The 17741-nt window shown below is 33.7% G+C and carries 16 protein-coding genes and 5 pseudogenes; 15 read left to right on the top strand and 6 right to left on the bottom strand.

Features of this window, described 5'->3' with window-relative positions:
- Nucleotides 1-29: 29 nt before the first annotated feature.
- From BAQ46_RS24245 to BAQ46_RS24225, 5 genes and pseudogenes are all read left to right on the top strand, one after another.
- Nucleotides 30-1049 (top strand): annotated as a pseudogene (locus tag BAQ46_RS24245) (ATP-binding protein); the annotation flags it as partial.
- 1 nt (nt 1050) lies between these two features.
- Nucleotides 1051-1533 (top strand): hypothetical protein, encoded by a 483-nt coding sequence (locus BAQ46_RS24240; protein WP_000241157.1) that lies wholly within the window; start codon nt 1051-1053, stop codon nt 1531-1533.
- A 32-nt stretch (nt 1534-1565) separates the two neighbouring features.
- Nucleotides 1566-3851 (top strand): CD3337/EF1877 family mobilome membrane protein, encoded by a 2286-nt coding sequence (locus BAQ46_RS24235; protein ID WP_071742958.1) that lies wholly within the window; start codon nt 1566-1568, stop codon nt 3849-3851.
- Nucleotides 3852-3878: 27 nt separating this feature from the next.
- On the top strand, nt 3879-5090 hold the full coding sequence (locus BAQ46_RS24230) for a bifunctional lytic transglycosylase/C40 family peptidase (protein ID WP_001271984.1): 1212 nt from the start codon (nt 3879-3881) through the stop codon (nt 5088-5090).
- A 10-nt stretch (nt 5091-5100) separates the two neighbouring features.
- Nucleotides 5101-5697: a prefoldin domain-containing protein gene (locus BAQ46_RS24225; protein ID WP_000753851.1), complete on the top strand. Its 597-nt coding sequence runs from the start codon at nt 5101-5103 to the stop codon at nt 5695-5697.
- A gap of 108 nt (nt 5698-5805) precedes the next feature.
- Here BAQ46_RS24225 and BAQ46_RS24220 read toward each other — a convergent pair whose 3' ends face one another.
- Nucleotides 5806-6861: a hypothetical protein gene (locus BAQ46_RS24220; protein ID WP_001228475.1), complete on the bottom strand. Its 1056-nt coding sequence runs from the start codon at nt 6859-6861 to the stop codon at nt 5806-5808.
- Between the two features lie 259 nt (nt 6862-7120).
- Between BAQ46_RS24220 and BAQ46_RS24215 the strand changes: the two genes are divergently transcribed.
- Nucleotides 7121-7990: a S1 RNA-binding domain protein gene (locus BAQ46_RS24215; RefSeq protein WP_000377610.1), complete on the top strand. Its 870-nt coding sequence runs from the start codon at nt 7121-7123 to the stop codon at nt 7988-7990.
- Entirely contained in the window at nt 7990-8961 is a 972-nt protein-coding gene (locus tag BAQ46_RS24210) for a hypothetical protein (protein WP_001275788.1), read from the top strand. Before BAQ46_RS24215 ends, BAQ46_RS24210 begins: the two co-directional genes overlap by 1 nt.
- Before the next feature lie 310 nt (nt 8962-9271).
- Here BAQ46_RS24210 and BAQ46_RS24205 read toward each other — a convergent pair whose 3' ends face one another.
- The gene (locus BAQ46_RS24205) at nt 9272-9457 is read right to left on the bottom strand and encodes a patatin-like phospholipase family protein (protein WP_000141146.1); all 186 of its coding nucleotides are present in this window, start codon (nt 9455-9457) and stop codon (nt 9272-9274) included.
- Between the two features lie 458 nt (nt 9458-9915).
- On the opposite strand from BAQ46_RS24205, the gene BAQ46_RS24200 reads away from it, so the two are divergent.
- The 5 genes and pseudogenes from BAQ46_RS24200 to BAQ46_RS31225 all read left to right on the top strand — a co-directional run.
- Nucleotides 9916-10632 carry a hypothetical protein gene (locus tag BAQ46_RS24200; protein ID WP_000578901.1) on the top strand — a complete coding sequence of 239 codons (717 nt, stop codon included), beginning with the start codon at nt 9916-9918 and terminating at the stop codon, nt 10630-10632.
- A 45-nt stretch (nt 10633-10677) separates the two neighbouring features.
- The gene (locus BAQ46_RS30350) at nt 10678-10866 is read left to right on the top strand and encodes a hypothetical protein (RefSeq protein WP_000499123.1); all 189 of its coding nucleotides are present in this window, start codon (nt 10678-10680) and stop codon (nt 10864-10866) included.
- A 98-nt stretch (nt 10867-10964) separates the two neighbouring features.
- On the top strand, nt 10965-11849 hold the full coding sequence (locus BAQ46_RS24190; RefSeq protein ID WP_000104998.1) for an Rpn family recombination-promoting nuclease/putative transposase: 885 nt from the start codon (nt 10965-10967) through the stop codon (nt 11847-11849).
- 481 nt (nt 11850-12330) lie between these two features.
- A pseudogene (locus BAQ46_RS24185) lies at nt 12331-12924 on the top strand (hypothetical protein); the annotation flags it as partial.
- Nucleotides 12913-13062: pseudogene (locus BAQ46_RS31225) on the top strand (group-specific protein); the annotation flags it as partial. The pseudogenes BAQ46_RS24185 and BAQ46_RS31225, both read left to right, overlap by 12 nt.
- A 309-nt stretch (nt 13063-13371) precedes the next feature.
- Here BAQ46_RS31225 and BAQ46_RS31220 read toward each other — a convergent pair.
- The 4 genes and pseudogenes from BAQ46_RS31220 to BAQ46_RS31210 form a co-directional block, all read right to left on the bottom strand.
- Nucleotides 13372-13557: pseudogene (locus tag BAQ46_RS31220) on the bottom strand (hypothetical protein).
- 911 nt (nt 13558-14468) lie between these two features.
- A pseudogene (locus tag BAQ46_RS30210) lies at nt 14469-14792 on the bottom strand (DUF5123 domain-containing protein); the annotation flags it as partial.
- Nucleotides 14793-15096: 304 nt separating this feature from the next.
- On the bottom strand, nt 15097-15468 hold the full coding sequence (locus BAQ46_RS31215; protein ID WP_013142320.1) for an axoneme-associated protein mst101(2): 372 nt from the start codon (nt 15466-15468) through the stop codon (nt 15097-15099).
- 92 nt (nt 15469-15560) lie between these two features.
- Nucleotides 15561-15965: a COG3014 family protein gene (locus BAQ46_RS31210; protein WP_013142321.1), complete on the bottom strand. Its 405-nt coding sequence runs from the start codon at nt 15963-15965 to the stop codon at nt 15561-15563.
- Between the two features lie 309 nt (nt 15966-16274).
- On the opposite strand from BAQ46_RS31210, the gene BAQ46_RS24160 reads away from it, so the two are divergent.
- From BAQ46_RS24160 to BAQ46_RS24155, 3 genes are all read left to right on the top strand, one after another.
- Nucleotides 16275-16469: a hypothetical protein gene (locus tag BAQ46_RS24160; RefSeq protein WP_000834518.1), complete on the top strand. Its 195-nt coding sequence runs from the start codon at nt 16275-16277 to the stop codon at nt 16467-16469.
- A gap of 90 nt (nt 16470-16559) precedes the next feature.
- Nucleotides 16560-16706 carry a hypothetical protein gene (locus BAQ46_RS30455; protein WP_000686580.1) on the top strand — a complete coding sequence of 49 codons (147 nt, stop codon included), beginning with the start codon at nt 16560-16562 and terminating at the stop codon, nt 16704-16706.
- Nucleotides 16707-17095: 389 nt separating this feature from the next.
- Nucleotides 17096-17731 (top strand): hypothetical protein, encoded by a 636-nt coding sequence (locus tag BAQ46_RS24155; RefSeq protein WP_000701548.1) that lies wholly within the window; start codon nt 17096-17098, stop codon nt 17729-17731.
- The last annotated feature ends 10 nt before the right edge of the window (nt 17732-17741 follow it).

Raw genomic sequence — 17741 nt, 5'->3', positions numbered from 1 at the left:
TTGCATCAAAGCCTTACCTATCATCATAGAGGGGGAACTGGACAGAAGATTTACACGGCTTAGAAGGTAAGGTAAATGTAATTACACTAGGTACTGATAGACGAGATGAAGGGAAACTAGACCCATTTATCATCCATAAACATAGCAGAAAAGATGCAATTGAGTTAGCAATGACAATTCTTACTTTCATTACAGGTATTAAACCTGATAACTCGGAAAAATTCCCGCGTTTGGCTTCAGCTGTAGAATTTGTTGCAGGGATGGAAGAACCGTGCTTAACAGCTGTATCTCAATACCTTGAAGATAGTGAGGATAAAGTGGATCAACAATTAGCTGCTCATATTCAAGCTTTTGAGAATTTATCCTTTGCACACTTAATCTTTGGTGATGGAACAAATAGAGATATTGAACTTGATACAGCAGTGAATATCATACAAATTCAGCATCTTGATATGCCAGATATTCAAAAAGATCCGAAAGATTATACCTTACAAGAAAATTTATCAGTTAGTATGCTGATGTCTCTATCTTCTTTTGCAAGAAAATTCTTTCAAAAGGATCCTACTAAATTCAAAATTGTTCTATTAGATGAAGCATGGGCAATCATGGGAACTTCTCAAGGGCGAGAGTTAGCTCGTAAGCTAGTTCGTGAGGGTCGTGCCTTAAACTCAGCAGTATACTTTGCTACTCAAAGTGCAAGTGACCTTGGAGATGAGACATTTAAGAATAATATCGGTATGAAGTTCTCATTCCGTAACACAGACAGTAAAGAAATTTCTTCAATCTTAGATTTCTTTGGATTACCTGATAATGAGGAAAATCATGCGATTGTTACTAATTTGGAAACAGGACAATGCTTGTTCCAAGATATCCAAGGAAGAACAGGTGTTGTCACAATGGATGTAGTGTTTAAGGATTTATACGATGCATTCGATACAAGACCAAATGCAAGAAAGAATTATAGAAAGTCAAATGATGATGAAAAGCAGGAAGTTAATGCAACCTTTGTCGAAGAAGGGGGAGAAAAAATAAATGTAGGAGTGAGTTAATATGGTAAAAACTAAACTAAAAAAATTAATGCTATCTAGCCTATGTGCTGGCGCTCTAGTTTTGAGCGCAGCATGTGGAAATAGCGAAACAAATGTAGGAGAAGAAAAAGATAAACAGGGGCACACTCCAAGGGAAATGATGCTTGATTTTGTAAAGGCCGACTTACAACATGATTATAAAACAATACGTAAATTAGTTGTCGATGGGGAGAAAAATAAAATATTGGACCCTAATAAAGGACCTCAAAATAATTTATCTTACAAAGATTACACTGTAAAAGAATATGTGGTAGATAAGGACACAATTATGTATAACTTTATTTCAAAGAAGCCCCCTAAGAATATCGATAAAGCAGTGAAATGGGTAAGAGTAGTTCGTACAGAAGATGGGTTCAAAGTTCGAAGCTATACCGGACCTGAACGAAATGAAATTGATGAAGTAGCAAATACTAAACCGACAAATGAGTTTAGTTCCAAAGATTAATGGTTTTCCCATAAAAGGGGGAGTAACATGTAATGAAAAAGTTTATTACCCTATTGTTATTAATTTGTACTTTGCTTTTAGCATTTAATTTACTTTTTAAAGCTGCTCCAGTATATGCAGAGGAAGAACCCAGACCTTCTCTTATAGACGACATCATTCCAAAGAATAAGGAAAAATTAAAATATGAAGAATATCCACCAAGTAGTTATGGGATTGATGTTTATACTCCAGAAGGTGGATTTGGAGAATCTCTTAAATTTTGGAAATGGAAAGATAATATTAAAGAACAAATTGTAGCAACTATTTTTATATTAATTAGTATTGGGTGGTCAGTAAACCTTGCAATTAGTAGTTTTGTGACTAGTATGGTAGGCCAATCAATGAGTTTAAATATAGTAGATGATGTTGGAGATAAGTTAGGTGATGTAATCTCTAAAGCGGCAGGCTTCAATGGTTCCTGGGGGAATGGAATATATAGTGAATTAATTGGACTCATGTTAGCTTTATTAGCTTGCTGGGTTATCTGGGTAGGCTTTGTACAACGACGCCAGTCAGAGATGCTAGGAGGATTATTAAAGGCATTAGGTATTTTAGTTTTCACCCTAGGTTTTTTTGCGAATTCAAGTTATATCATCAAAGGACTTAATACTTTCTCCGAACAAGTAAATAAAACAGTTCTTGATTCAACTCAAAGTATTAGTGGAGCAAGTGAAGGATATTCAAGTGGTGTCGATTCTATCACTGATTTAACACATACCCTATTAATCAAACAACCGTATACGTTATTACAGTTTGGTACAACAGATATGAAGAAAATTGGTGATGAGAGAATTAAGAAAATGTTAACAACGACAGATCCTGAAGAAAGAAAAGCTCTTTTAAAGGATGAAGTTGAGGTTCAGAAAAACCAAACACTCTCGTTAGATGCTACTTTTGAAAGAGGGGCGCTTGTATTATTACTTGGAGCAATTAATCTACCTTTATGGATTGTTCTTGGATTATGTAGTATGGCGATGTTATTCTATCAATTAATGTTTATTATTGTAGCTTTAATGTCACCTGTAATGTTATTAATGGCATTAGTTCCAGCCTGGACTGGAACAGCTAAAAGGTTCTTAGCTGAATTATTTAGAACACTTTTAATGAAAGTAGCAATTGGCTTTCTTATAACTTTAATGTTTTGGGTTTCTTCAATCTTATTTAGCGCAACAGATAAGTATGGTTATTTAGTAGTTGCCGCATTACAAGTACTTTCATTCTTAGGTGTTTGGTTATACCGTAAAACAATTTTCGACGCAATTACTACAGTACCGGCAAGTGCAGGAGCGGCACGCGCATCAGATGCTATGAGTAATATTAGGCAGAAATATCGTGATGTTAAACGTGGATCTAAGACAGTTGGAAGAGGTGTAGCAACTGGTGCTGCAGTAGCTAGTAATGCGGGGAAATCAGGCTATAGTAAATTTAAACAGATGAAAGCAAACTATGCAAACAGAAAAGAAAAGGTAGGAGAAGGAAAGCGTAAGGAAAAAGAGCAAATGCAAGCAGAAAAAGAAAAAAATATTAATCAAATGAAAAAAGAAGAAAATTTAGGTGTTCGCGATAGAAAAGGAAATCAGGAGCAAGAAAGAGTTAAGGAAGAAGTAGCCGCAACTAAAGAGAATCCAGAATTAGCAGTACGAGGGAATCATGAAGGTAATGATTCTGAAATGCAACAGGCTGAATTAAAAGGTAAAGAAGAGGATGTAAAAGCGGACGTTAAACCAGTAGCGCAATCAAATGAGGAACTAAATAGTAAAGAAGAAGATGTAAAAGCTCAAGTTAGACCAGTAGCAAGTCAAAATAATGGTGGACTTGAGAATAAAAAAGAAGATGTAAAAGCAGAAGCAAAACCAGCAGCAACAATTAAAACACCAACAGGTCAAACAAAGCCAGTTACAACACCACAGTCGGGACCAACACCGTCGCCAGCAAATCCAGTGGAGAGCAAGCAAATTACAACACCACAGTCGGGACCAACACCATCGCCAGCAAATCCAGTGGAGAGCAAGCAAATTACAGCACCACAGTCAGGACCAACACCATCGCCAGCGAATCCGATTGAAAGTAAACCAGTTACTACTTCACATGTAAGTACTCCACAAAAACAAGTAGAGGTAAAACCGGTTAATCCACAACAAATTAAGAATGTTCCTAAAGAGAATAATCAGCAACAGGTAAAAGATGGAGCGGCAATTAAAAAAGTTGAAACGAAAGCACAAACACAACAAGAAGCTTTAAAAAATGTAAAAGCAAAAGAAACGATAAAACCAAAATAATTCAGCTCGTGAGGGAGGGTTTATACATTGAGTGCGGAACCAAATCGCGACTTTGAAAATGAACATCGTCCTGAAGCTGAACTAGGGAATGCTAAGCCTGCCTTGAAAAAGGCAGGCCATTCTTTAGGAAAGGCGGCTGGAAAAGGATCCAAAATAGCGGGTAAAGCAGTTGCGCAAGTTGGTAAGAAAGTAGCGGTTAAGGTAGCTCAAAAGGCAGCTACAGTTGCTATTGCAAAGCCATTATTAATAATAGCTGGTGTTATTCTGGCTGTTGTTGCAGGTTTAGGAATAGTCATATTTTTATTAACTGCTACAATGGGAGAGGATGAAGTCAGTCCTGGAGGAATTGGTGGTCCTTTTACACCAGGTACTGCAAGTGTTAGTCCTGAAGTAATGAGATGGGAGCCATTGGTGAGGAAGTATGCAGCACAACACGGCATAGAAGCGATGACCCCATTAATATTAGCTCTTATTCAACAAGAAAGTTCTGGGACTCAATTGGATGTAATGCAAAGTTCGGAATCACAAGGATATGGTCCAGGATATTTTACAGATCCAGAAGAAAGTATTAAATATGGTTTAATGCATTTTGCTGATTGTCATAAAAAATCTAACGGCGATCCAAATATTACACTACAGTGTTATAACTATGGTACTGGTTATGCAAACTATGCACTTTCTAACGGTGGATATACACACGCGAATGCAAGAGCATTTTCAGCAGAACAGACAGCGAAAACTGGTTATAAATGTGCTTCTTGGCGAAGTGCAGAAGCAGTAGCCAATAATTGGTGTTATGGTGATCCAGACTATGTTCCACATGTATTAAGATATTATCAAGGCGGTAGTGGTGGTGGACCTGTAGCCGGAGGAGATGAATTATTTAAAAAGGTAATGGATGAAGCAATTAAATATCAGGGGTGGCCCTATGTTTGGGCAGGAAGAACTCCACAAACATCATTTGATTGTAGTGGACTCATTCAGTGGGTATATGGGCAGGCCGGTGTTAATCTAAATGGTACTGCAGAAACACAATTTAAAATTACACAGCGAACCAATGATCCACAACCAGGAGATTTAATATTTTTCCAAGGTACCTATAAACCAGGTATTTCACACGTTGGAATTTATGTAGGTAACAATCGTATGTTCCATGCAGGAGATCCAATTGGTTATGCAGATTTAAATACACCGTATTGGCAACAGCATTTTGCGGGTTATGGAAAGGTGGCAAGATAGGAGGGGTGAAATGAAAAAAACGACAATTTTATTAATCGTATTGCTTATAGGTAGCATAGGATTAAATTTTAAAATAAATGCAGATAATGCCCAACTTAAAGATGAAAAGGCAAAGCTGTCTAAGAAAATACAAAAAGTAGAATCACAATATAAAGATACGGAGAAAGAATTGCAAGCTTTAAAGAGTAATAACCAACAACAGGTAAAGGAAGCAGCTGAGAGATTTTTGAAAGCATTTCGAACATATGATACTGGTAAAGGAGAATCATATATTACAAACGTTGAAGCGTATATAACTCCAAATGCGAAGAAGGAATTGACACCTCCTGGTGCACCAAATCCACCTGCTTCAAGTACTGCAGAGGAAAAAGATAAGAAAAAGGTAGCTTTTAAATCAGAGTACGTTGGTGGTGAATTGTACTATGCTTTCATAGATACTACAAAAGCAAACGTACTTGCTAAGGTTAAAAGTAAAATGATTATAAATGGTGTATCATCTGAAAATATGTCATTGATGCAAATCAATTTAATTTATGATGGAAATAAGAAGTTATGGCTCGTTGACAAGGTTATACCATTAGCTGATTTAAGAGATCAGATGCCATAAGTTAATAAATAAGTACTATAAGGGTGTAATAATAAAAGAGCCTCTTCTATCATTCTTGAATAGAAAGGGCTCTTTTACTTTTAGTAGTTATTATTAATAACTAACAATTTAGTGTAATGATGACTTTTCTCTTTTATTTCTCATATAAACAGCAAATTGCATCATTTCTTGCTCTGTTAGAAAATCTTCTTGTATTTCCTTTTGCGCTGCTGTACCTACATATACTAAATCGTCCCACTTTGAGAATGGCTGTTCCCCTTTAAAAACCATCTCGCTATACCGTTTTAATTCTCCATCAATGTTTACTACATTAATTCTTCCCCCATTATTTAAGAAGCCTAACGCAAACATCTTGTCAGAATAATAAAAATCACATTCAGTATTAGGGTCATGTAATTTCTTTAAATTTAATTGATAATTTATCTCTTCTTGTGGAATTTCTCTTTTTTCAGTTATCATTTTTTCATATGAGGAGAGTGGTAGGTTATCAAATTCTTCTTCAAAGACTTCTTTAAAAACCCAGCACTTATCACTTGTATCTAAAGAATAAAGTTGATACCACTCATCGTAATGTGTTTTGTATAAGTATGTATGTTGCCCGTTAATTGTTTTTTTGTACGATTCCACAATGTAATGATCGGAAAAGTAATGGGTTTGATCATACAAAGTAACATCATCATAATGATCTTCAGTTTCAACAATGAATTTTTTCTTTTCTCCTGCATATGCATATTCATACCCATCAACAATAGGGAAATCTTCTGGATAAACGTTCATACACTCATTTTTAATTAAACAATCTCTTACTTCTTCTACAGCTGCTGCTGGTATTTCTGCTATATTCAAAAATTCTTCAAAGCTATTGTTTATATTAATTCCATGAGAAGACAATATTTGATTTAGTTGTTTGGCTAAACCAAACTCTTCAAAAATCATGTATTCGTATTCGTTAGGGTTAAATTCATTTAGTAATACGTAGGAATCCAAAGAATGCATCTTATAAGTATTTACCCACTTCACAGGTTTATGAAATTCTCCAGGGCGTATTAGATACCCCCAAAGTCCTACGTATTTCTGAAATGCATCTGCAGGCAATATGAAATATAGCGAACCTTCCTCGGTTTCTTTTTCTAATATCCTTTTTTCATTAAATAGTTTACGCATCCTTTTTCCCCTCGCAATCAAAATTGAAAATAAAAAAATAGTTTATATAGAATTAGTTTTTGATGAAAATTTAATTGATTAAATATACAACTATTTTAACATTAACTTTTATAAATAAGATAAGAATCAGAGCTAGTTTTAAAAATTTTAGAAAATATTTCTAAAACACTTAGTTTCTCAGTTAAAAGTATCAATAATTCAAGTAGAAGTATTATTTTTGAATTTTATAAATATTGAACGAGGGAGAGGAGATATTTTTATGGATTCAAAAACTTATGAAAAGCTACAGGCACTACGTAGATATAAAGAGCCAATTCAAGCAGTATTGAGAACGGTTAAAAGACATGATAAAGAAGATCCAGATACTGAATACGCTGAGTTTGCCCTTGAAAACGGTAAAATTATAGGTATTTGTAAAAAAGAAGACTTCTCAGATTATTCTTTTAGAAGTATTACACAATTCACAGGTAATATTTTTAATGTAGTAATCACTCAGATGTCTGATGAACTGGATGTTAATAAAGTTCAGGTATCAGTAAAAGAAGCAAGTAGGAGATCGGCAGATGCTTTAATTCGTGAGTTAATAGAATTGGAGCAAGATGATAGACTGCAAGAGCCAACCTACGAAGCAGAAGTAACTGGATACAATATGAATGCTCAGGTTCCAACTATATTCTTACGCATCAATGGTGCCGAATGCTTCATGAAATTACATGAACTAAACTATGGAAGAGTGTATAAAAATGCTGTGGATCGTTATGCACCTATTGGTGAACGCATTCCAGTCAAGGTTCTACAATTTAATCCGGAGCAACGATTAATCCACGTTTCTAGAAAAGCAGCAGTGGAAAACCCTTATCAGTTATTATCTGAATTAGCTGAAGGAGATACAATCGTTGGAAGGGTAGTAAATGTTGACCCGCGTTTTGGAGTTTTTGTTGAATTGGACCAAGGCTGCACAATTAAAGGAATTGTCCCTAAAACAATCGAACAGCCAGTATTGGATGAAGTAGTTAGTATGAGAATTGTGAATGTGGATGTAGAAAAAGAGAGAGGGTCGGGGGTTATCTTCAAGTTTCCTTTTGGACGCAAAAAAGTTAACGACCCAACGGCGTTTTTATATAACTAATGAGTGCGCCGCAGGTTTCCGTACAAGAGAATGGAAAGGCGGTTCAATATTGGCTTAATAGGGACCAATCTTTATCACTTTGGGATGACCCCTCTTTACAGGGGGGACCAATTCTTCCAGATAAATTCAAACCACTCACAGATTTACGTAGTATTTATGACAGAATTAATTCAGGTTTTATAAATGAAAAAGACAATTTAATACTAAAGCTTATTTGGGATTCATTAGCAATTACTGAAGCTCAAATTAAAAATTTTGTGGAGTCTAAAATTAGTAGGTCTCAGGTTTCCGAATCGCTGAAAAAGCTAGTACTGTATGGATTTGTTAGTAGATGGGAGATAAAATCGGGGCTATTTCCGGATCAACCCAAAACCTCTGCTCCAATTACGCTAAATACTGCAGGTCATTTGATGATGTGGGCTTATCATAACCGTAATACAAACTATTCATTAAAGCCAGAGCAGTGGTTAAAACTTGGGGTGGCGGGTGTACAGAGATTTGTCACTATGAATCAGATAAAATATGAGTTTGCAGTAGGCCAACAGTTATTAAAAAATTGGTGCTGGTATCCGAAGCTACAAGGTACTGGTAGGGGATATAATCCAATTGCTGTTGGAGAAATTAAAACTCCAATTGGAAATCAAAACTTCATATTTGAAAGGGTACAACAAGGTCAGCGATATGCACAACATTTGAAATCGAGATTGAGAATTTGGGAAGATCAAATTCAAAATGGACCAAATAATTTATTGAATTTCGAAAACACGAAGAGTTTACCAGGAATTTTTATATTATCTATATCTAATCTCGCTTTAGCAGAATATGTTAGAAAGGAGCTAATGTTAGACTTACGAAAGATTCCTATAATGCTTGTAATAGATGAATGTATTCACAATGAGGGATTTGCAAAATCATTTTATGTCTCAACTCAAAGCAGCATTCAGCAAGCATCATTACCATTTTTGAGATAACAAGAGCTGCTTCAGGTAAATATGCTGAAGCAGCTCTCTGTTGTTCTAACGATGAATCGATATGCACAACTTAACTTTTGTTTGAAATATATCTAATTTTATTTTTTGTAGATTTCTATATATAATTATATATATATCGATTAATAATTTCTAAAATATCACTGCGAGAAAAAACGCCTGTTTTTGATACTTTTTTTGCTAATTTTATTAACGGAGTCATTATAGAAGTTGCTAAGTAGTTACTACCTACCATTTTGGATATATATTGTTTTGTATCAATTGATAAAATTTGACTGGGTTCTATGTTTAATCATATGGTTTCTGCAAAACGGTAATCACCTTGGGAGAAAAGTGCTGCATTTAAAGCTCCAACAGATGTACCTGAAATGGCACAAATATTGTCACTAATACCGTATTCATTGAATGCTTTCCAAGCACTTATGTGATAGGCTCCTTTGCCCCCACCACCAGCTAGAACAAGACCAACTTCTGTCATCAAATACAATTCTTTCTATACTAGAATTTCCTAATAATATTATAACAAAAAAACATAATATGAAGAAAAAATAACTTGGTAGTTGTAGTGAAAAAGTAAATATGTTTATAAATCATAAAAACATTTCTTTTATTATGATTTATTGTTTTTATCGATTAGGAGAACTAACTATTATATATTGAAAATTAAGACAACTAAAGATATTATATAGATAAGACTTTCTTTTTTTTTACTTTTCATAATCAATTACTAATATAACCCTTTCGGGGCTATGATTTTGTAAAGCTGAATTGCTTGCAATTATTCATATACCTGAAAGGTTTTTTTTATATTTAAAAACAATTAAGCTGGTCCCATTATTTAAAGGTTTTCAATAAAGAGAGTGCGATGAGTTGTTAATTTGTAATGTGAAAACACTATGAGTTATTAAAATTAAAACATTAAGGGAGATAATTATAATGATAGGTGAAACTTTTAAAAATTTGCTAATAAGTCTGGCTGTTTTGATAGTGGGGTTAAGTACCATATATTTAATAATTAAATATAGCTTCAAATTAACAGTAGAAAAAGCTATACCTAACTTAATAGCCTATGCCAGCTTATATTTACCAGGAGTTATAACTTTTGGCTTAGTTGGATATTTTTCGAATTCATGGATTTTTGGAATTATAATGGGTGTCATAGTTGAAGCAATTCGTTTCTATGGGTTAGGAAGAATACTAAATCAAATATCCTCTTCTTTAAGAGCGATGAAAGTGAAAAATGCTATAGCAAAAGCAAATAAAAAAGTAAATGTTAAAAATAAACCTTTAGAGGTCATTCAAGCTTCTGAAGTTAACATAGAAAAAGAGAGCAGGTCACAAGAGAAACCAGCAATTGAGCTAAAAAAAGAAAAAGAGAAAATTATAAAAACAGAAAAGCTAGAAATAATTGATGATGCAGATGAAGTTAAAGAGTCAGAGGGAATGGAGGGATTAGAACATATTGAGGTACTTAAACACCTGGAAATGATCGCAGAAACTAAAGATGATGTAATAGTGGAAAATGGTACTACAGTAAAACGTAAGCGTAAACAAGCTGAAAGTACACCAGATACACAGAAAATCTATGAACAACTAAAACTAGTTATATTAAGTAGGAATTCAGAAAAGAAAAATGATGAAATGAGTTTTTAGTTTCTCTTTAAATTGTAATATTATAGGGAATGTTATAAAGATAAAGTGTTTTATGAGGGAGATATTAATTTAAAAATAGTAGGAGCCGAAGAATATTTAAAACAAAGCGCCTTGGAAAAAATTGAGCATTTAAAGAATGTATATAAGGCTGTTAAAAATGAGGAATTAGATATAGAAATAGAGGTGCATCTGGAATTAAAAATACCATTTTGTCGGAATCATAGGTTTTTATAGGTTTAGACAATCTGATAACATAAGAGCCTGTTTGCATGTGCTACCTTTTTTTATGTACAATAGTAATAAGATATGATATAGACAGGGAGAGGAAATCCATGTCCACTAAATTAGTGAATTTACGCATTGATTTTGCTTTTAAACAGTTATTTGGAACAAAAGGAAATGAGGAAATTTTAACGGGTTTCCTAAATGCAATTTTAGAGGAATCTTTAGATGCACCTATTACTTCGCTACAATTAGATGATCCACATCTCCATAAATCTTATGAAGATGATAAGTTATCGATTTTAGACCTATTAGCAACGCTAGATAATGGAACGCAAGTGAATATTGAAATTCAGCTTCGAAATACACATGATATGGTAAAGAGATCATTATATTACTGGAGTAAACTTTATACATCCCAAATGCAAGAAGGAATGCCATATCGTTCACTTCGGAAAACTATTACCATTAACTTACTAGATTTTATTTTATTTTCTCAGGATGATGCATTTCATACCATCGGACAATTATGGAATACTAAAATGCAGCAACTCCTAAGTGACGACATTGAAATCCATTTTGTAGAGATACCGAAATTGGTAAAACAATGGCGTGAAGAAAAAGTAAACCCGTGGGAAAATACATTTGTTCGTTGGATGTTATTATTACCAGCGCATGAAGATGAACATTTAACTCAAACATTGGAGGAGATTGCGATGAATCAAGATCCAATTTTACAAAAGGCAATAAATAAATGGGAAAATATGAGCCATGATTCTTCTTTTAGAACAGCGTACGAAGCTCGAGAGAAATTGCTTTTAGATGAACAAGCCAAGCTAGCACATGCAGAACAAGAGGGCATGGAAAAAGGCATTGAGCAAGGTAAGATGCAGATGATCCGAGGAATGCATGAAATTGGTGTACCACTTGAAACTATTGCAAAAGCAAGTAAGTTGAGTGTGAAGGAAATAGAACGTATCTTAAATATAAAATAAATATATGTGAGTATACAGAACTCATGAGTAGAAAAATTAGACGTTCATTATCATATACGGTTAATGGGAAAGCATTGCTGAAGATTTCAGCAGTGCTTTTTTTATATCATTTAAGGAAATTGATTTTTTGTTAAAAAATTCAATTTCCTTTTTACGATTTAAAAATATTTTAATTTTGTTGTAAAGTGACAAAAAAGTTGTTTAAAAAAATGTGAGTCATTCTGTTCAACAATCGGGCCATTTAATGGAATTAAGGAGGGGATTATTCAAAGGGAAATCGAAGTTAATTTAGAGTTATGATATTTTTTTTCGATAATCTAAAGTAACTATGTTATGTAAGGAAGGAACTAATATAAGTCTTGGAAATATAAATAATTGAAAGTTGTACAAGAAAGGTTTAAAAGCGTTAGAGGCATTAGGATAGTTGTGAATAAATAATTATGAAACAAAGTAAGTTAGAGCTTATAAAGGAGCTTAGAAGATGACAATTAGTGCAGAGAGGAAGTATTCCAGATTGATGAGGTTGCGTAGAATCTGCGGTTATGGTGCCGCAATATCAGTAGCACCTTACCTGCTGATCAAAATCGTATGGACTTTTGGTATCTTCCTTCCAACCGAGCAAATGGGTGACGCTAGTTGGCGCATTATAAACGCAGTAACCGCCGTTCTCGCTGCAATTGGTATCTTTCTTGCAATGGCGTTTTGCAGGCCGTTGGGGGAGCGGCTACCTGCGTGGTTATTTGGGTTGGTACCGGTTTACTCGCTCCCATGCTGTTGATTGCACCGTTTCTGGGCCCTGCAGCTATGATACGGGATCAAGAAGCAGGTGCCGCCGACTTCTGGGTATACGAGCAGATTTTCGTCATGATCTCACTTTTCGGGATCGGCGTCTTCCTGCCGCTTGCATTGGCGGGGTATGCAATGGCACGTTGGCCAGAGGCACTGAGTGGCACAACTGACTACAAGGGGTTGCCGGGCAATACTTTACAACTGCAGATCATCTTAGCTAGGATTGTCGCTGCAGGCTGTATTCTGCTCGGTGTCATCAAGGTGTTTTTGGGCGATAGGAGGCGCGCCTGCACCTAAGTTAGAAGCTGATGGGGATCATGGAGGAGCTCCAACTTATACTCATGGACATTTCCCTGCGCCGAAGTTAGAATCACATGAGAATACAGGAGCACTAGCTAATACAGAGCCTGGCGGGGGGATTTAACTAATACTAATATGAAAGTTATAAATTTATATAGAAGAAAAAAGACTTTGTAATTTACAAGGCCTTTTTTCTATGTAAAAAGCTATTCGAAGAAGAAATGAACGAGTTACTTCCTAGGAAAGGGTGGCGTATTTTTGTTTTGCTAACTTGATTTTGATGTGACGTAATCGTAAGTATTTAAAAATTTAAAAAAGCCCCTCGATCATGTTCAAGGGACCTTACTCACGCAAATGATCTGTAAATCAATTCATTTTTGATATACAGATCATTTGTATGATAATATTTATAAAGAATTGCTAAAGAATGAAATTACATAAATGCTTTTAGAAGTTCTTGAATTAATGGGATTGCTCCACCAATAAATTTTAAAACTGCCATTGCGATTTCCATAGTATTCTCTCCTCTGTTTTTGTATTAAGATGTGTGAATCTTTATAACCTCATTATAGTAAGCGCTTACATTTATAACAATACGTTTTTGTATGCAATATTGCATATTTATACGTTTGGACAAAAATTAGGTCCTATTAGTCATTCTTTAATGGTACCATAGCGAGGTGTGAGTCTTTAAGGGTTTTCCCTAATAGGAGGAAATATGGAAAGAGTACAAGTGATTTACAGTAATCTGAAAATTAAAAGTTTGGCTAAACAGGTATTAGCTGTAGGAGGAATATTAGGGTTCTGCTACTTGGTGTTATATGTTTTTAGTTTCTTAATTGTTATGTAAATATTATATAACTAAACTAGTAGAGTCTTGCCTAGATAGGTAAGGTTCTTTTGTTTTTATCTGTGATGAGCAAACTACATACAAAACCTCTCAAGTTTGTCAGATGCTATGTATAGTGCCTTATTTCTCTATGTTTTAGAACACTAGCTCTTATTATTGAAAGTAAATAAACGTCTATTAAAAATTTTCCGTTTATATTGAAAACACAATTGTATTGATAAAAAATGTGTTTTTATTAGATACATCTTAAAAAGACCAGCATAGATTATATTACGTTTTGGTGAAATTTTTTTATCTTTGAAAAGGATTTAAATCTTACAAATAGATTGGATCCCTTTCTGTATACCGTAATTCCTATATTACCATATTTATATAATATATTGAAAATGATTTAAAAGCAAGAATATTAGTAGGGGACTGTACATGCCCATCAACTTAAGATTTTAAAGTATCCCCTAAACAAAGAATTTCTTTTAAAATTGATTGATAGTAAACAAGATAGGTTGGCAAATCACTAACTAAAGAAATTTCTTCAGGTAAGCTAATCAGTAATATATCAAAAGATTCTTTACAAAATTTAGAGATATATTTCGTAGGTGTTTATCCTTCTATTAGTAGATTAGAAATACTGATATAATTCTACCAGTTGATTTATCAAGACACATCTGGATTTGTAGTCTGTTCATTGATTTTCCGATATATGTATTTCTAGGTCCTTTTAAAAATTGAGCGTTTTGATAAGTTTCATTATAACTAGGATTAATGAAAGATGAATTGTAATGAGCGATATTGTTACGAACAATTCCATTCCGTGCTTGATCTAAAGCAGCTACTGGATATATTTCTTCATGTCCAATAAGAACAATTCTGATGTTGTTATCGTGTACCTTGTTATTGTTAACTTCAAAAGAATCTACATTCCCATTCACAGCAATTGCTTCACTTAGTCTTAATTTTAAATTTGTTACTTCTTTATTTTTTATCAAAAGATGATTTAAATTATTTTATACATGAGGTGAAGTACCATAAGTAATAAAGAATAATTTAGATGTTTCATGTGAAAAAGAGTACTAGATTTGATAATATTTTATTTGAATATAAACAGTTACTTAAATATTGATAAGATAAGTTTCCAAACTAATATATGGGGAGTAGAAAAAAGAATTATTTTCTTGTTTTTCAAAATAAAAGTTATAAGGAAGAGAGGAAGCACATGAGTTGACAATATTCACATTGTAATGAAAAAGACCTCTATTTTACTGTAAAGTAATAGAAGTCCTTTATTCGAATGTTTCTCTTTGTTCAATTTTATAATTGTATTTTAGTAACTTTTTTCGTCTTTGGATTTACAGCAAACCATCCTAATGTAGCTGTATGATCGGGATGATCTTCATACACTTGGATAACAAAATTACCATTCTCATCGTCGTTATTATATTGTACTACTACATCTGTTGAGAAATTAAATTGTCGTCGTACAAGGTCTTCAGCCTCGTGTTCAGTTATTTCACCTTTATCCGTGACTGTGTCTTGTTGTTTCTTAATTTCTTCTTTTGTTTTTTGGTGTTCTTGTTCCGCTTTTTTCTTTTCTTGCGCAGCTTGTTCTTTTTCTGCTTTCTCTTTTCTTACCTTTTCCTGTTCATCTTCATGTTGTTTCTTCGATGTAATCGCTTCATTCATTAATGTTGTTGCTTCACTTACAAGTTGTGGTGATTCTTTTTTATCAGCTATTGCTTTGAAAGCTTGATAGGCTTCATCATATTTTTGTTGGTTTAATAAATCTTTCCCCGATTGAATTTCTTTCTTTGTTGATTCTTGTTGTTCTTGAGAACTCTTAGCGGTTTTGATGATTTTATCCGCTTGTTCTTTTGCAGATTTGAATATTTTATCATCCGTTTTTCTTTCGTAATTTTTTCAGCATTTGCAATTGCCACTTCGTATTTTTCTTCTTTTAATGCAGTAGCGCTGTCTTTCATATCATTTGCTAATCGAATGTATTTCTGAATTTCGTCTGTTGATTTATCCTTTGCAGCTTTTTCGAAAGAGTTAACAGCATCTGCATATTCCCCTTTTTCTATGGCCTTTTTACCTGAATCAACTTGCTCATCATACATTTTTGAGCTACACCCACTTGCTACAATTAACAAACCTAAAACTGTTGCCATAACTTTTTTCACAACAATTCCCCCTTCTGCAATCTATATTTTAGTTTATTTAGATATACTTATCAATCAGGGGAACTCCATTTCCTCAAGATATAAAACTTTGAATGCATTGGAGTATTAGGTCTCTTATAGGTAATGGCGCATGTCAATCAATCTAAGGTTCTGAAGTAGCAACGAAGTGTGTATTTAGTCGTTATTTTTGTTTTGAGGAAGAATGTATTGTTAACTTGATAACGATGGGATACTGCATACATTTTAATCCCCCCATTTTTATGTATAATTGTAATAAAAATCAAAATGTTCGAAATGAAGGTGAGCATCATGAAAAGTTTTGGTATGTTAGTAATCTCTACCGTCCTTTCAGCGGGTCTATTATATTTTAATGTCAATTCTTTTTATAATAAATTTAACTCTGGAAATACATATTACTGGATAAATGGTATCCTAGCAGTTTTCTTCCTTGCGTTCCTTATCAATAATGTAAAAGATATCATCAAGAAAAATTACATAAATTAAACAAGTTTAGATACCTTACGCGCTTTAAATAATAAAGGGCCGATACACCCATAAGAGGGTAAAATCAGCTCTTTTCGAATGGGGAAATGCATGAAGATATGTATAAAGGATGATAATGAGGAAGCACTTGTTTTTGGTAATGTACATACGAATAAAACTCTACAAGCAGGAAAACACAATGTTATTGATATCCTTCAAAAACATGATATTTTTGATGAAAAAAGCATTTGCCAGTGAATCTGTCCGAAAGTTAGTACGATTTAGAGGAAGAAGCGCTAAGAGAAATTCAAAGATACATAGATGCAAATAACGATTGAAAACCTCGTTACGCTGTAAGGGTTTCGAGGTTTTTCTATCAAAGGGCTGTATACTTTATCGACGTTATTTTTAAACTGCTTTGTAATGAGGGAGATAATTTGTTAGGGTATATATCATTATATAATTTTATGTAGATGAAATTATGCATATTTAGATTTTTTGAACGTAATTAAAACTATATGTTTTTGATTACGTATATATAAAGAGGGGTTAATTATCGTGTCCAATCGATTCATTGAATTACAAAAAAATAATACGAGTTTCAAATTTAATAATTTAAATGGCTCAATAATACAGGTAATGGGCAATTGAAAATTCAAATTGTAGGTCAATTGGATGCTTTTACTATAAAGACGCTATATAAAAATTATGACATTATTGCAAGAAATTTAAAGGTTTACCCAACAGTTAAAATATATCCGAGGGGCTATGCGTTAGATGGTGGTATTGGGGGCTTTTATCATGCTGACAGGAATCATGTCTATATAGTTGATCACTATTATTTAATCTCGATTCTTTCTCATGAGATGAGGTATGCTTATCAGTATATATATTTTCAGGATTTATACTTTAATACAACTTACAGCTCCGCGCGTGAATACTTAAATTGTGAAGTTGAGAGGGATGCAAGAGAATATTCAATCGAGTTTTGTTTGGCTAGGGGATATCGTGAAGAGGCAGAGCATTGTAAAGTAAGTGAGGAACAGTATGAATTAGTTATACAAAATAAGTTATCACCAAGTGAAATGGGGTTAAGCGATGGGTATTTTAAAAGAAACCCTGTAAAGGCTACTGTCGTTTCAAGAGATTATCATTTGAGTCAAAAAACCATTATGAAAACAAAGGGTGGTGTAAGTCTAACGGTTATAGAAGGTGGTGCTGGTGAAAAGTCTGGAGGGGCAATATATATATGTGGGCGGTACTTCTTATCCTTGCTACACTAATTTATTTAAA

Source organism: Bacillus paranthracis, from assembly GCF_001883995.1.
GTDB classification, from domain to species: Bacteria; Bacillota; Bacilli; order Bacillales; family Bacillaceae_G; genus Bacillus_A; species Bacillus_A paranthracis.
This window is presented reverse-complemented; position numbering and strand designations above follow the sequence as displayed.